Below are 16,176 nucleotides of genomic sequence, written 5' to 3' on the forward strand. Positions count from 1 at the left end.
AATGATATTGACGACAAAACAAGAAGAATTAACAACGCAGATACAAGAGGGTGTATTTCAACAGTCTACAGGTCCAATCGGTTGGGACGGAAAAACGCTGAAACAAATGAGGAAAGAGATTGATGAAATTAGTAAGGAAACCGGTCATTATGCTGGTTTAAAAACTCTACCCTTCAAAGAATCTGACCCGATTCGTTTTGAAAAAATATTTTCAAAACTCCGCGGTGGAGTAGTTCATGCTAGGGAAACGGCGAAAAAAGTTGCAGCTTCTCCAATTGTAGAACAAGAAGGTGAATTGTGCTTTAGTTTATACACGCCGGATGCCGATTCTATCGTTACCTCGACTGGGATTATTATTCACGTAGGAACGATGGGCGCAGCAATTAAATATATGATTGAAAATGATTATGAAGTGAACCCAGGGATTGCGGATAAAGATATTTTCTGTAACAACGATAATCATGTGGGTAACGTACACACATGTGATGTTCATACGCTCGTTCCGATTTTTTGGGAAGGTGAGCTTTTAGGATGGGTTGGAGGCGTAACCCACGTTATTGATACGGGTGCAAGTTCGCCGGGTAGTATGTCGGTCGGTCCAGTTAATCGATATGAGGATGGGTATCAAGTGACTTGTCGGAAAATTGGGCAAAATGATGTCCTTTCAAAAGATTGGCTACTTGAAAGTACGCGTTCAGTACGTGCAGTGAAATATTGGACGCTAGATGAAAAAACACGGGTCGCTGGTTGTCATATGATTCGTGACTTGGTATTAGATGTAATTAGAGAAGAAGGTCCGGACGTTTATAAAAGTTTCATACGTGAAATTATCGAAGATGGTCGTCGTGGCTTCGTGAACCAAGTAAAAACGATGCTCGTACCAGGAGAATACCGTGGTGTATCTTTTGTTGACGTACCATTTAAGGATCTTCCAGTTCATGACTACGCAAAAGTAAATTCAATTATGCACTCACCTTCAAAAATTAAGGTTCATAAAGATGCCAAGTTAGAAATTGATTTTGAGGGGACAAATCGTTGGGGCTGGCATAGTTTTAATGCGACACCAGTTTCAATTACTTCCGGTATTTGGGTAATGTTATCACAAACTCTTGCGCCAAATGATCGGATTAATGACGGTGCTTATTATGCAAGTGAATTTGGTATCCCATTAGGTTCATGGTTGAATCCAGATGATCTTCGTTCTGCGCATGCGAACACGTGGCATTCACTCGTTGCCGCCTGGTCCCCTTTATGGAGAGGATTAAGTCGTTCGTACTTTGCCAGAGGATATTTGGAAGAAGTAAATGCTGGAAATGCGCATACAACTAACTGGTTACAAGGTGGTGGAATTGGACCGGACGGCGAACTCCATGCGATTAATAGTTTCGAATGTGCGGCTTCCGGAGTTGGAGCCAGCGCCGTAAAAGATGGAATTAGCCACTCGGCAGCACTTTGGAATCCAGAAGGCGATATGGGCGACATGGAAATTTGGGAAATGCTTGAACCGCTAGTTTATTTAGGTAGACAAATTTTACCTGGATCAGGTGGAGCTGGTAAGTATCGCGGTGGAAGCGGTTGGCAATCACTTCGATTAGGCTGGGGGACGAATGACTGGACGATGTTTGTGGCGGGTAGCGGACATATGGCCACAGACTGTGGTTTAATGGGAGGTTATCCAGGAGCTGCAGGATATCGTTACTCTGCACTTGATACAGATTTAAAAGAAAGATTTGCTAAGCAACTTCCTTTCCCACAAGGAGCAGATGTTGATCCAGACAATCCAAAATGGGATACGGTAATAGATGCTAAAACGATACATCGCGATAGACAGACAGTATCAACAGAAGAAATGTTTAAGGATTATGATGTAATCATGAACTATTTACGTGGAGGTCCAGGATTTGGAGACGCCCTCGAGCGTGATCCGAAAAATGTTGCAGAAGATATCAATGCTGGATATGTGTTGCCACGTTATGCAGAAAAAGTATATGGTGTTGCAGTCAAAGAAGGAAAGTACGGAGAGTATACCGCTGACGAAGCTAAAACAATTAAAATTCGTGAGCAAATACGCAAGGATCGAGCAAAACGCAGTATTCCTGCGAAAGAATGGATGAAACAAGAAAAAGAAAGAATCTTGAATAAAGAAGCATCACCACAAGTACAACATATGTATGCTGGTAGTTTTGCTTTAAGTGAACAATTTACAGACGAGTTCAAAGGATTCTGGGACTTACCTAAAGAGTGGATGGTCTATGAAGAGGACTTGGATGTACCAACTTACGGCGCGCATATTAACAGGTTTAAAGAGAACAAATAAAAAAAGAGGGGGTATGGACAATGGCAAAATACAATAAGAAAAAAATTGGTGAACTAATTGATGGAACACTAGAGTTTTATGAGTTGAAAGACATGATGTCAAGCCATAAAGATCCTGAGCGTTTTGGGACATATATGAGTGTTTTACAGGAGCGCGTTACTTGGGACGATCCAATTATCCTTCCTGCTGGGTTACACTTATATATCGTACAAAAGGCAAGCGGAGATCGTATTGTAAAGTGCGATTGCGGCCATGAATTCTGTGACTACAAAGATAATTGGAAGTTACACGCGAATATTTATGTTCGTGATACAGAAGAAAAAATGAATGAGATTTATCCTAAGTTGATGGCACCGGACACGGATTGGCAAGTAATTCGAGAATATTACTGTCCGGGGTGCGACACTCAGTTAGAGGTAGAAGCCGTCACACCATGGTACCCAATCATTAAAGACTTTGAACCCGATATAGATACATTTTATAATGAATGGTTAAAAATACCTCTGCCTACAGTGAAAGCATAAAAGAGGGGCGACGGTTCTTTGGAATCGTCGCTATTTTTTGCTATACGTTCGAAAGTAACTCGATGGAAAAAGCCATGATTGTTGTAACGGAAAACGGATTAGTAGTACTTGTGAAGTGAATTAAGTAATTTGAAAATCGGAGGAGGAAAATGATGAATACACTGATTATAGAGGATACAATTAGAGAACGAGCCACTGAACTGGAAAAGGAAATCCGGTTAAGTAAGGAGTATATTCAGCTTAAAGAAGCTTATCACAATATAAATGAAGATGAAATGACAAAAAAACTTTTTGATAACTTTAGAAAATTACAAGAGAGTTTACAAAAAAAGCAAATGGCAAACGAGCGACCAACAGAAGAGGAAATAACGAAATTACAAAACCTAGCAAAGCGCATACAAGAAAATGAAAGAATCAGTAAGTTGTTGGAAGCTGAACAACGTCTAGGCTTCGTAATCGATGAGATCAATAAAATTTTTATGAAACCAATGGGAGAGCTATATGGTGATATGAAGTAAAGCAGGATAAAGTGGTACCGACTAGCGGTACATAGCAGTGAATTTCATGGAATTATATCACAGTTTTAATCAGATTGTTTTAGAACGTATAAAAACCGTTGGTACATTGAGCTTTTCATTATATGGATTAAGCAACACTAAATTGCAATAGTATGTAAGCCGAAAACTCTCAAGCCGATTTATTGGTTTGAGAGTTTTTCAATGTTTTCATTGTTCTTACACAAGTTCCTCGTAAACTATGTCGAGTTCCATGCAAACTTAATCAAAGACAGTATGTCAATTCCTCACCAAATCGGCACGCCAACATGATTCTCTACCCAATCCTCACTGTAAGGAATCGTCCTAGCGTCACGTAGCGGCACGACTTTAAAGCGATTGTGCGGATCCTTCACTACGCCAGTTGGGAAAAAGCGTGGATTGTAAATTGTAATTTTTGTTGCATCACCGGTCTGCTCTTTCGTCACAGTAAGCCTAGCAATTCCACCAAAGTTCGTGTATTCAAAAGGTTGTGCGGAATAAAAGTTACCGAGCGAATAAAATACTTTCGTATCATCAATTTCATCATAGCGCTGCAATACATGTGTGTGATGGCCGAAAATCACATCTGCGCCAGCATCCGCTACAAACTGTGCGAGTTCTTCTTGTGCTTCAGATGTTTCAAGCACATATTCTGGGCCCCAGTGCAAAGAGACGATAACAACGTCCGCTAAAGGCTTAATCTGCTCTAGTTCCATCGTAATTCGGTCCCGGTCGATATAGTTAACCAAATATTCTTTATCGAATAAATCTAGCTCGACATTTGTTCCGTACGTATATGCCAAAATACCAACCTTAATACCATTCACATCCACCACTCGATGCGTCTTGCGATCTTTGAATGATTCATAAGCTCCCACATAGGGCATCCCGTACTCTTTGGCATGCTTAATAGAGTTCCGTACGCCAATCTCTCCCTTATCAAACGTATGATTGTTGGCGAATGTAAGCATATCGACGCCAGCCGTTTGAAGGTCGCGAATGATATGTTTCGGACTATTAAACTTCGGATAGGTAGCTAGCCCAAGTTCCACACCACCCGGCATTGATTCTTGGTTCGCCAGTAAGAAATCGATACCTTCCAATTTGTCTTTCACCGCTTCAAACGCAAAATCAAAGCTAGGATATTTATAGATTGGATTATGCAATAGTACATCCCCAATCATTCCTATAGTTGCCGTATGAATGACAGCTCGTTCTATTTTACCTTCTGTTTGTTCTTCAACTTTTTCTGTCGGTTTTTCTGCGCTCTGATCGACAGGGATCGCGTACTCTCTTTCGTTATAGTCGATCCATAGCATATAAGCGCATAGTATGGAAACTACACCCAGTATAGCGACCATCCATCTTAGCTTCACGATAATTCACTCCACATCTACATACCGGGTTGACAGAGTATTTCTGAACATATCACACGATAAACTACTCGTTACTGTCGTGTAAACCTCGTACGCATATTATCTTCATAAGTACACTATAAAAAGTGCCATCTTTCATTAAAATCATCTAATTGTACCACATCAATCAAGGGTATATATACTATTCCAAAATAGCATATAAAAGTTCAGTTTCCATTGACTAATTAATCCTCGAGAATTATATACCATCTAGCGTTTGATCTATGCCAATATTCGATTGAAAGGTACAAGATTCTCCTCGATTTGTAATTTACAACTCAAATAGACTATCTTGTTATATACTAGGGTTATAGCATCTATTCGTTCTATTACATAATGCGTAGCGATATAAAATTAATAATTTATTTTCGGAGGTAGAGTATGGACTTCTTTGATCCGTTGAAAGACCAACCAGTTGAGCGGGTCTATAATCGTGAAGGCTACGACAGACAGGGCTTTAACAAGGATGGTTATAATCGTCATGGTTTCAATGCGAAAGGTTATAATTCGAGCGGTTTTGATATGTATGGCTTTAATGAACAAGGTTTTGATAAAAATGGCTATAATAATCAAGGATACGATGCGGAAGGTTATAAAGCGACCGGTTTTAATAAGCACGGATTTAATCGGGAAGGCTTCAATCGTTATGGCTATAATGAACGAGGCTTTAATAAACATGGCTATAATGTCCATGGGTATGATGAAGAAGGATATAATGCGGATGGCTATAATAGACAGGGCTTTCATAAGCACGGATTTAATAAAGAAGGCTATGACGTAGAGGGCTACAATAAGGAAGGCTTCAATAAACAGGGCTATAATCGAGACGGTTTTGATAAAAATGGATATACTAGACAAGGATACGATCGGGAAGGTTTTACTAAACTAGGTTATGACATCAATGGTTTTAATCGAGAAGGCTATACGAAATTCGGTTATGATCGAAGAGGGTTTAATCGTGAAGGTAAACACGCAAATGGGACGGCCTATGATAAAAGAGGGTTTAATTTACAGGGCATTCATTTGAATGGAAGTCTTTATGATGAGGACGGCTATGATTCAGCTGGTCATGATAAAACAGGCTATAATAAACGAGGCTACGATAAAAATGGTTTCAACCGGGAAGGCAAACATATTAGTGAAATAACATATGATCGATTTGGCTATGATCGGAACGGTTTTAATCGGAATGGTTTTAACAAAGAAGGCTATGATAAGAACGGCTATGATAAACACGGTTACGATAAAGAGGGATACAAAGCATCGGGCTTTAATATTCAGGGCTATGACAGGCAAGGGTACGATGTGGATGGGTTTAATCGTGCGGGTATCGATAAAGAAGGCTATAATCGTGAGGGCTTTAACCGTTTCGGATACAATCGGGAAGGCTTTGGACGAAATGGATTTACTATACATGGGTACAATAAAGAAGGTTTTAATAAACAAGGCTACGACGTAAATGGCTTCGATAAAGAAGGCTATGATAAAGCGGGGCGTGATGTAAACGGCTTTAGTCGTGAAGGTAATCATGCGAACGGAACGAAGTATGATGCTAAAGGTTTTGATAGAAATGGCTTTAATTCACAAGGCATTCATAAGAATGGAAGTCGCTATGATGAGCAGGGGTATGATTATGAGGGCTATGATGAAACAGGCTTTAATAAAAGTGGTGTTGATAGAAGGGGCTTTACGCTAGAAGGCAACCACATCAGTGAAGAACAGTATGATAAAGAAGGCTATGATCGAGAAGGTTACAATAAAAGAGGTTTTAACAAAGAAGGCTATGACCGAGATGGATATAATCGACACGGGTATGATATAGAGGGATATAATGTGTCGGGCTATAATATACAAGGTTATGATAGACAAGGTTATGATCAAGAGGGCTTTAATCGTTTAGGCATCGATCAAGACGGTTATAATCGAGAAGGCTTTAATAAACTAGGCTTTGATAGACAAGGCTATAGTCGAAAAGGATTTAACTTACAAGGCTATGATCGGGAAGGTTTTAATAAACTAGGTTACGATGCGAATGGCTTTAATCGAGAAGGTTATACAAGATTCGGCTTTGATCGCAGAGGGTTTAATCGTGAAGGTAAGCACTTGAATGGAACAAAGTATGATACGAAAGGTTTTGATAGAAATGGTTTTACTCCCCAAGGCCTTCATCTGAGTGGCGGTTACACTGATGAAGAGGGCTATGATCAAGCCGGCTACGATGAAGAGGGGTACGATCGAAATGGGTATATCGCAGACGTTTAGATCGTAATGGGAAGAATGTTTGGGAGAGATAGTAAGAGTTCGCTGGTTGTGGATATATTAAAAGCTTAATCGCGGAGGTGTCTAGAGAAGTCTGTCATCATGATTTTTCTAGGCAGCTCTGTTTTTTTGTTTGTATTTGTGGAGTGTGTCCGCGCTCATAGAAAGCGTGTCCCCGCTCATAGCCCGCATCCCCGCGCTCATAGAAAGCGTGTCCCCGCTCATAGTCCGCATCCTCGCGCTCATAGAAATTGAGTCCCCGCTCATAGACACCATCCCCGCGCTCATAGAAAGCGAGTCCCCGCTCATAGAACCCGTTCTCGCGCTCATAGAAAGCGATTCCCCGCTCATAGCCGCCGTCCCCGCGCTCATAGAAAGCGTGTCCCCGCTCATAGCCGCCGTCCCCGCGCTCATAGAAAGCGTGTCCCCGCTCATAGCCCGCATCCCCGCGCTCATAGAAAGCGTGTCCCCGCTCATAGCCGCCGTCCCCGCGCTCATAGAAAGCGTGTCCCCGCTCATAGAACCCATCCCCGCGCTCATAGAAAGTGAGTCCGCGCTCATAGAAAGTGAGTCCGCGCTCATAGAAAGTGAGTCCGCGCTCATAGAAAGTGAGTCCGCGCTCATAGCCGCCGTTCCCGCGCTCATAGAAAGCGTGTCCGCGCTCATAGCCTCCGTTCTCGCGCTCATAGAAAGCGTGTCCCCGCTCATAGAACCCATCCCCGCGCTCATAGAAAGCGTGTCCCCGCTCATAGAAAGTGTGTCCGCGCTCATAGAAATTGAGTCCCCGCTCATAGCCCGCATCCTCGCGCTCATAGAAAGCATCTCTCCAGCATCCTCGCGAGCCCCATTAACGCCGAGTAACAATCAATACATCATTTTCGGGGGTCAGCCTACCGTTCTTCTCTGAATAATCACCTGGCATTCTTGATAGGGGAACGGTTTTCACTGCGTGGTTATCCTTTGCAAAGACAAGTAAGAATCGGTCTTCCAGTGATTCAATTCCATGCGTACTCCCTTTAAATTGGATATTCAAAGATTCTTCGATGACGTCCTCTGTTGTATAAGGGCCGTAAACCAATGCTTGATCCCAGTCGAAATCGGTTAAAGAAGAGAGTGGAATTTCTGTTGTACCGCTTTTCGCAAGCTCTTCAATCTTCTTCCCTAGTACAAGATCTTCGGTTGCCCGATTCATAAAAAACAAACTAAGCCATGCAATCAATAGAACAGTCGCGATAATCCAAGGAATGCTTTTCTTACACAATTACGTCCCTCCTCTATTTTGTGAGTTGTTATACTATACCACGGTGTCGGTTGAAGATTAATCCGAAACCAATCGCTTTTAGCTTAATGTTTTTAGGAGGGGTTCTACAACCAGGTTGTTATAATTATCTGAAACATTGGAATGTTAGTGGTATTTCTTATATAATAAAATAATAGAAGGAGGGATTCATATGAATGTTCCATTAGTCTTAACACAATTTCTAGATCGTGCGGTTTCGCTTTACGGTGATAAAGAAGCGATTTTCGGTGATGAAGATCGTTCTTTTACATACGCACAGTTTAACGGACGAGTGAACCAACTATCACGCGGATTACGCAGCCTCGGTGTTGGGAAAGAAGATCATGTCGCATATTTATGCGGAAACTCTATTGAAATGCTTGAAGGATTTTATGGGTTGTATCAAGTAAGCGCTGTCATGGTTCCGCTAAATACGCGGCTGAAGCCTGAAGATTATTTATTCATATTGAATCATAGTGAATCGAAAGTGTTGTTTGTGGATCAAGAGTTATATGCACATATTCAGCCGATAGAGCAACAGCTGGAAACGGTGCAGAAGATTATTGTTCATTACAAAAATGATGAAACGGATGCGCTAGGTTATGATCAGTGGCTCGCGTCTTTCTCAGATGAACCATTTGACCGTGAAGATGTGCAGGAGGATGATGTCTGCAGTTTGCTGTATACGAGTGGCACGACGGGTAATCCGAAAGGGGTTATGTTGACACATCGGAATAATTATTTACATGCGATGAGTGCGATGCATCATTTACGTGTGACAGATGAAGATGTCTTGCTTCACGTGTTGCCGATGTTCCATGTAAATGGCTGGGGATCCCCATTTTATTATACTGCGAACGGCGCATCACAAATTTGCTTCCGTAAAACGTCACCGCAAACAATTATTGAAGCGATTCAAAAGTATAAGGTAACGATTTTGCATATGGCGCCTGCTGTTCTGAATGCGATTTTTCAGTATTGCGAAGAACACCAACCGACATTTGATCATAAAATTCGTGTCATTGTGGCGGGTTCAGCGCCTCCACCATCATTCATTTCACGAGTGGAAGAAGAACTTGGCTGGGAATTCATTCAAGTATATGGCATGACGGAAACATCTCCGTTCAGTCTGTTTTCTACGATCCGCTCGACTGTGGCGCATTTGTCAGATCAGGAGAAAATACAACTCAAGGCAAAAGCAGGGTATCCGATGATTGGTGCGGATGTTCGAGTAGTGGATGATTATGGTGAAGAAGTTGTTCATGATGGGAAGCAATCTGGTGAAATTACCGTTCGGAGTCATGGTGTCATGAAAGGCTATTGGAAAAATAAAGAAGCGACTGATGAAGTATTGCGTAACGGCTACATGATGACAGGCGATGTGGGAACGGTAGATGAATATGGCTATATTAATATCGTGGATCGTAAAAAAGATGTCGTCATCAGTGGTGGTGAAAATATCTCTTCTATAGAAGTAGAAGGTGTGCTTTATGATCACCCTGCTGTACTTGAAGCAGCTGTCATTGCTGTGCCACATGAAAAGTGGGGAGAAACACCGCATGCATTCATTGTATTACGCAATGGTGCCGAGGCAACTGAGCAGGATATTATCGACTTCTCACGAGCCAATCTCGCTCATTTCAAAGCAGTCACTGGCGTTACATTTGTGAAGGAACTTCCGAAAACCGCATCTGGGAAAATTCAAAAAGTGCAAATTCGTGAAGAGTATTGGGAGAAGGTGGGCAAGTCAGGTAGGTTAGTTAATTAAAAGCGGCAAGCCTATCTATGTATGGCTCGACAACGATTTGTTTACAGATAGTCATTGGATGAATATCTTACTAGTAATGAGCCAATACTTTGAATGAAAATAAATGTACTGACCAAAATCAAAAGAAGTTGCTGCTCAATTAAGAGCGGCAACTTCTTTTTCTTGCTTTATTTTTTGTTTGCGTTTCTAGACAAGGGATTGGAGCGTACAAGCTAAAACCCATTTTTCATATTACATTTTTATAAAGTTATTCGATTTTGTAACTGTTGCTGGTGGGGCAGGGTCTAGGTTTTCTTGTGCGATATTCAGAATGTCTTTTGGTTGGATCCATGGTCTATTTTGCACTGCACTTGTTTCCTCATGTGTTAGATACCCTTTATATGCTGTAAGGCTACGTCGTAAGTAGCCGTCTTTTATACAAGCTTCTTGTACACCAAAATTTAAAATGGATCGCAGATGGCCTAGTACGGATGCAGCATAGGCTACGCTTGTAGAGTTTGCAATCGCTCCTGGAATATTACTGACACAATAATGGACCACGCCATTTTCAATATATGTTGGATTTTCATGAGTCGTCTCACGAAATGACTCAATTGCACCATCTGTGTCATTACTAATATCAACAATCACTGAGCCCTTTTCCATCAAATGAAGCATGTCTCGATCGATTAGATAATCTTTATTTCCTTTTGGCCATTTCACACAGTTAATGACCATATCGATTTCTGGCAGTAATTTTGCAATGTTTTGCTTTGTTGATAATTGTGTATGTACTTTTTCGTTGTATTGTTGACCAATTTCTCTTAACGTTCCGAAGTTAATATCCATTACTGTACACCAAGCCCCTAATGAATGAAGGACTTGCAATGCAGATTTTCCGACTAGTCCTCCGCCAAGAATCAGAACTTTCATACCTGGAGCCCCCGCGAGCCCACTAACAAATTTCCCTTTTCCACCGTTAATCGTTAACATCGCTTGCAAGCCCATTAACGCACCTTGTTTGCCCGCTGCTTCACAGTTTACAGAACCAAAACGATGAGAATCTTCTGCGGTAAATGCAATACATTTACTATCCAAAATCGCTTGAACTTGTTGTTCATGCGCTGCCGGGTGAATACACGTATAAATAATTTGGTTTTCTCTTAATAATGTGTATTCTGCTTCTTCAATCTCTTTTACTTTTGCTAATAGATCGGATCGTTCATACATCTCTTCCATTGTTTCTATTATTTCAGCACCATGTTTTTCGTATTCCTCGTTCGTAAATCCAGCCAGTAGACCAGCATCTCGTTCAACAAGTACTGTATGACCATCCGCTTTAATCGTACTCACTTCTACCGGAGTTGCAATTACTCTATACTCTCCAACTTTCCGATCTTTCAATACACCAAATATCATTTTCATTCCTCCTAAATCATCTAGTAGTACTTTTAACACGTATGGTCAAAAGATAAAAACACATTCTACACCACAGTTCTCAAAAATTCAGAGGTGAGAGAATCTTATCGCTAATACTAGAACAACAACTAGTCAGATACAATAGATAGTTAAATTCTATGCTTAGAAGTAAAAGGGAATCTATAAGAAAAGATCAGCTATAAAAGTTTTTTTAATCAGTTGAAACTTTTTCTGAAGTTCTCCGTCTGTACGGTACTTAAATGACAGTGGAGGTATACGAATGAAGAAAATGTATAGCTGCGGGCTATTACTTGTTAGTGCAATTTTATTTATAATAAGTAATGGTGTGAATTGGAATTTGAATGAAGTGCCTCTTTTCCAAGAGCAGCAAGGAACGGTGTTTGCCCAAACGGTTCAAAGTGAACGGATGGTTTCGGATAGAGAATTTGAACGGGTGTTAACACTGCAAGAGCGACAGCCGATCTATATGATGGCGGAAAATCTTGTCCAAATCGGGGTAGTAGAGGCGGATCAACCAGTTGCGATTACAGGTGAAGATGAGGCGTATTATGAGCTTCGCTTAGGGAAAATGACTGCTTTTATTCCTAAAGGTCGGGGCATGATTGAGAAACAAAAAGTATTGCCATCTGTTTATGCAGAGCGATTCGCGGCGGTAGAAACGCTTGAAACAACGATAGTGTATACAGACGCTGACTTAGAAAGTGATGTGTTGCTGCGATTAGAAGCAGGTTATCGTTATCCAGTCGTACAGGAACTAGAAGATTGGTATATCATGAAAATAGGTGAACGACCGGGATACATACGTAAGCAGTCCGTTGTGTTAGACAAGGGATTGCCTGTGCTTGTATATCACCAAGTACTACCACGCGCCATGATGCAAACGACAATGAGCACGATTTCTTTGGAAAGTTTTGAACAGCAGATGGGGTATTTAGCGGATCAGCAGTTTACGACACTGACCTCACAACAGCTCTATAATTATTTAGAAGGGCGCCTCGTTGTACCGAGCCAAGCGATTGTCATTACATTCGACGATGGTTTAGAATCAGCGAAAGACTATGCCTATCCTGTCTTACGGAAATACGGATTTACTGCACCGCATCATATGATCTCTTCACGCATGGATCGAGGAAAGGGAGCACCGGCATTCGACGGAGGCGGACTGTTAACCTATTTAACGGCTACAGATTTAGAAAAGTTGAAAGATGTGTTTCAGTTTGAAGCGCATACGAGCGAGTTACATGAACTCAATCACGCTACGAATCTAGGTGTGGTATTTGATCATACACAAGAAGAAATACTCGGGGATTTACGAGAGAATTTAAAAAACGTACCAACAGCTGTTTCCATAGCGTATCCATACGGTCAGTACAATGAACAATTTATTGCAGCGGCTAAAGAAGTCGGACTATTAATCGGCTATACGACGGTTGAAGGCTATGCGACGATGGCTACTTCGAATTATGAAGTGAATCGATTTGGCGTGACAGAAAAAAGATCATTTGAGCAATTTGCTACGTATGTGGATGGGGACATGACGTGGCCATAGAAGAGAGTGACTAACGTACATGAATGAAATGGATCAAATTATGAATGAGCATTCCCGTTATTTAGTACGCATCGCTTATTTATACGTGAAAAATTGGTCAACAGCAGAGGATGTCGTACAAGAAGTATTTGTCACGTACTTTCAAAAAAGCGACCAGTTTCGTAACGAAGCTTCATTAAAAACCTATTTAACGAAAATGACAGCTAACCGTGCAAAAGATTATTTGCGTTCGTGGAAGCATAAAAAGGATGTATTATTTGATACGATTTTTGTTTCAACAAAAAGTACAGAAGAAGTACTGCTCGAGCAAGAACGACTCGCTTCACTTGAAAAACATCTTTTTCAGCTGCCATTAAAGTATCGTGAGCCGTTAATTTTATTTTATTATGATGAGCAATCTATAGCGGAGATTGCGGCGTACTTGGAGCTAAATGAAAATACGGTGAAAACGCGCTTACGAAGGGCAAAGCAACAACTGAAGGAGTTCTTCGATGAAGAGGAAGAGGAGGGGGCGAGAATATGAGTGATTTTAAACGTAAGTTGGATCAAATGATGGGCGATACATCGGAACAAGAAAAACGGATTAAGCAGCGTGTGCATGAAGAGTTACAGCCGACAAGTAAAAAGCATTCATGGCGCGTGTTAGTCGTCACTGCTGCTCTACCTGTAGTTGCGCTATTGCTGATTATGACATTCATCCCTTCCAACCTACTTTCATCCGATGAAGGACGTGGGGTTCCATATGATCCGCTAGATGATATGGCGCAAATTTCAGCACTGCAGAAAAAGCAGATGTTATCTAGTATCGATTATGAAGAATTCGCGAAGCTACCCCATTTTGATACTGTCGATGGTCTTAATTATGTCGATAAAACATCATTTGCGTTACAAGGGAGTTCAGATACGTTTCATACGGTAATTGAACGTCAAGCCAACCTATTTGATGATATTGTCTATGAAGCAGGCGACGTAGTGCGGACGATGACTAATACATCGAGCCATTTACCAACATTTGATAATGTCTATTATGAGGTCGTTGCGATTCCAGGAGACCGTGTCGTATTGAAAAATGGGGAACTTACTATAAATGGAAAACCGCTAGAAACAAATATTATGAAACGTTATAAGGAACAAAATATTCAGATTGCTGGAGGTTACGATCAGCTGTTAAATGCGCGGGAATATTTTTTATTGAATCATTTCCCTATGAGAGAAACAGTACAGGGAGCGACGATTACGCCAGTGCATAAAATTTATGGGCAAGTAGTAGGCGTAGCAACGGAGGAGAAAACGGAATCTGTATACTTAGACTATTTGTCCGGACAGCTTACCGGTGACTACACGCCAGAGCAAACTTTTGATGTATATTTATATGATGAATTATTTGGCTCACGTGATTTGCCGCAAACTACTGGATTTACACAAATCAGTCGCAAACCGGAGATGTTTTTAGAAGCTTCTTATCGAAAAGTGACCGTGTTATCTGACAATCAAGTAGAAATACGTTATCACTACGGACGACAAGGCGTTGCTGAGCTTGTATTCACTATGGGAAGGGATGCGAGCTCGGGACGCTGGGTTGTAGAAGAGTAATATGTCAGTTGAAACTAGGTGGGTAGACTTTTCAGAAGCTGTCAACCAACCGCTCGCTATATAGATACGCCTGCCTAGTTTTAATTGAAAAATGACTAAAAGGAGGATGGTCCTGTTGAAACATAAACTACGTATAGTATTCACGACATTGTTGCTTATTTTCTCAGCTACTCCATTCCAAGTACGCGCGGCAACTACGTTTTCTGATGTAGATCAACACTGGGCAAAGAAAGAAATTATGTATTTGTCTGAGCAGAATATTATCGGGGGTTATCCGGACGGTACATTTAAACCGAATGAACCAATCACACGTGCACAGGCGTCCGCAATGCTAATCAAAGCGTTAAAAATTCCACTCGTAAAAAATCCGACGGTCCAGTTCAAGGATGTGTCGAAAAAGTCTTCTTATTACCAGATTCTTGCGACGGTAAATGAAAAAGGCATTCTGCGTGGGGACGATGGATTTATGCGTCCTGGCGAAGAAACAACACGTGCGCAAATGGCTGCGATTTTGCGACGTTCATTCAACATACCACTCGATAAACAAGCAACATTTGTCGATGTGACACCGGCACACTGGGCGTATCAAGATATTAACGGAATCGCAAAACAACGTATCGCAGGTGGATCGGAAGGAAGGTATATGCCAGCCAATTCAGTTACGCGAGCACAGTTTTCTGCATTTCTCGTTCGTACACTTGATGATTCGATGAAGCTCAGCAGCTACCACTCCTATGTCAGTACGAAAGGGAAAACCGTTGAGCAAAATGGTTTCTCCTATACTATAAGTAAGAGTGACTATTCGTATAAGCTGATGAAAGAACAGGTTAAGACTGGTGCTCGTGAAGTGTTAATTAGACCAGAAGATACACCGAGAAATGATACGTTCCAAGTATATTTACTTAATGGTTTCCAGCTCATCCTTTATAATGATGAGATTTTCATTCCTTATTGGTATGCAGTTGGTGAAATGAGTGAGATGCCAATGTCCTACGCGCTAATGAAGTTAAAAACGAGCGGCGAAGAGTTAACTTTCATGGATCAACCGAATGACTTATCGTTCCGCAATCTGTTTATCTGGAATGACCGGATGTACTATACGAATGAAAAAAATAAAGCGCGTTATTTCGATTACTCGTTCAATCCGAATCCGCCACTAGATGATCCACTCGTGCTCTATTCTGCCACGCTAGACGGGAAGGATAAGAGAAAAGAATACGTTTTCGATGCCCGTGTGATTTTCGATAATGTAGCGTTCACACCGAAACATGTTCAAGTAAATCAAAATAATAAATCGGTTTTATTTGATCACTCGACGATGTATTATTTCAATAAAACAGGCGTGTATAAGTATAGCTTACTTGATAAAAAAACTAGCAAGCTGTCTAATGTCTTGGCAAAAGATATGTATGTAACTGAAACACAGTTAGTCGTAACGGATCAAAAAGGGAAGAACTATCCATTGAAGAAGTAAAGAAACGCCTTCATCCTGTGTAATGAACAGGGGGAGGCGTTTT

At 41.2% G+C, this 16,176-nt stretch carries 13 protein-coding genes; 10 read left to right on the forward strand and 3 right to left on the reverse strand.

Features of this window, described 5'->3' with window-relative positions; translation table 11 throughout:
- Positions 1-40 precede the first annotated feature (40 nt).
- From ORD22_RS12405 to ORD22_RS12415, 3 genes are all read left to right on the forward strand, one after another.
- Positions 41-2,317 carry a hydantoinase B/oxoprolinase family protein gene (locus tag ORD22_RS12405; protein ID WP_317646389.1) on the forward strand — a complete coding sequence of 759 codons (2,277 nt, stop codon included), beginning with the start codon at positions 41-43 and terminating at the stop codon, positions 2,315-2,317.
- A 20-nt stretch (positions 2,318-2,337) separates the two neighbouring features.
- Positions 2,338-2,841 (forward strand): acetone carboxylase subunit gamma, encoded by a 504-nt coding sequence (locus ORD22_RS12410; protein ID WP_099688113.1) that lies wholly within the window; start codon positions 2,338-2,340, stop codon positions 2,839-2,841.
- 152 nt (positions 2,842-2,993) lie between these two features.
- Positions 2,994-3,359 (forward strand): YlbF/YmcA family competence regulator, encoded by a 366-nt coding sequence (locus ORD22_RS12415; RefSeq protein ID WP_317646347.1) that lies wholly within the window; start codon positions 2,994-2,996, stop codon positions 3,357-3,359.
- Between the two features lie 284 nt (positions 3,360-3,643).
- On the opposite strand, the gene ORD22_RS12420 is transcribed toward ORD22_RS12415, so the two are convergent.
- The gene (locus tag ORD22_RS12420; RefSeq protein WP_317646348.1) at positions 3,644-4,753 is read right to left on the reverse strand and encodes a CapA family protein; all 1,110 of its coding nucleotides are present in this window, start codon (positions 4,751-4,753) and stop codon (positions 3,644-3,646) included.
- Between the two features lie 420 nt (positions 4,754-5,173).
- Between ORD22_RS12420 and ORD22_RS12425 the strand changes: the two genes are divergently transcribed.
- Both ORD22_RS12425 and ORD22_RS12430 read left to right on the forward strand, forming a co-directional pair.
- Positions 5,174-7,054 (forward strand): hypothetical protein, encoded by a 1,881-nt coding sequence (locus ORD22_RS12425; protein WP_317646350.1) that lies wholly within the window; start codon positions 5,174-5,176, stop codon positions 7,052-7,054.
- Between the two features lie 130 nt (positions 7,055-7,184).
- Positions 7,185-7,958: a hypothetical protein gene (locus tag ORD22_RS12430; RefSeq protein WP_317646352.1), complete on the forward strand. Its 774-nt coding sequence runs from the start codon at positions 7,185-7,187 to the stop codon at positions 7,956-7,958.
- Here ORD22_RS12430 and ORD22_RS12435 read toward each other — a convergent pair.
- Positions 7,899-8,312 carry a hypothetical protein gene (locus ORD22_RS12435; RefSeq protein ID WP_317646353.1) on the reverse strand — a complete coding sequence of 138 codons (414 nt, stop codon included), beginning with the start codon at positions 8,310-8,312 and terminating at the stop codon, positions 7,899-7,901. The genes ORD22_RS12430 and ORD22_RS12435 overlap by 60 nt on opposite strands.
- Positions 8,313-8,502: 190 nt before the next feature.
- Here ORD22_RS12435 and ORD22_RS12440 point away from each other — a divergent pair, with 190 nt between their 5' ends.
- Positions 8,503-10,098: a long-chain-fatty-acid--CoA ligase gene (locus ORD22_RS12440; protein WP_317646354.1), complete on the forward strand. Its 1,596-nt coding sequence runs from the start codon at positions 8,503-8,505 to the stop codon at positions 10,096-10,098.
- A gap of 231 nt (positions 10,099-10,329) precedes the next feature.
- Here ORD22_RS12440 and ORD22_RS12445 read toward each other — a convergent pair whose 3' ends face one another.
- Entirely contained in the window at positions 10,330-11,496 is a 1,167-nt protein-coding gene (locus tag ORD22_RS12445; protein WP_317646355.1) for an alanine dehydrogenase, read from the reverse strand.
- A 280-nt stretch (positions 11,497-11,776) separates the two neighbouring features.
- Here ORD22_RS12445 and ORD22_RS12450 point away from each other — a divergent pair, with 280 nt between their 5' ends.
- The 4 genes from ORD22_RS12450 (at position 11,777) to ORD22_RS12465 (ending at position 16,133) form a co-directional block, all read left to right on the forward strand.
- Positions 11,777-13,066 (forward strand): polysaccharide deacetylase family protein, encoded by a 1,290-nt coding sequence (locus tag ORD22_RS12450; protein ID WP_317646357.1) that lies wholly within the window; start codon positions 11,777-11,779, stop codon positions 13,064-13,066.
- Between the two features lie 19 nt (positions 13,067-13,085).
- A complete protein-coding gene (locus tag ORD22_RS12455) occupies positions 13,086-13,589 on the forward strand; it encodes a sigma-70 family RNA polymerase sigma factor (protein WP_317646358.1) in 504 nt (167 codons plus the stop codon).
- The gene (locus ORD22_RS12460; protein ID WP_317646359.1) at positions 13,586-14,659 is read left to right on the forward strand and encodes a S26 family signal peptidase; all 1,074 of its coding nucleotides are present in this window, start codon (positions 13,586-13,588) and stop codon (positions 14,657-14,659) included. Before ORD22_RS12455 ends, ORD22_RS12460 begins: the two co-directional genes overlap by 4 nt.
- Before the next feature lie 115 nt (positions 14,660-14,774).
- Positions 14,775-16,133 carry an S-layer homology domain-containing protein gene (locus ORD22_RS12465; protein ID WP_317646360.1) on the forward strand — a complete coding sequence of 453 codons (1,359 nt, stop codon included), beginning with the start codon at positions 14,775-14,777 and terminating at the stop codon, positions 16,131-16,133.
- Positions 16,134-16,176 lie beyond the last annotated feature (43 nt).

Source organism: Sporosarcina sp. GW1-11 (assembly GCF_033088395.1).
GTDB lineage: Bacteria > Bacillota > Bacilli > Bacillales_A > Planococcaceae > Sporosarcina.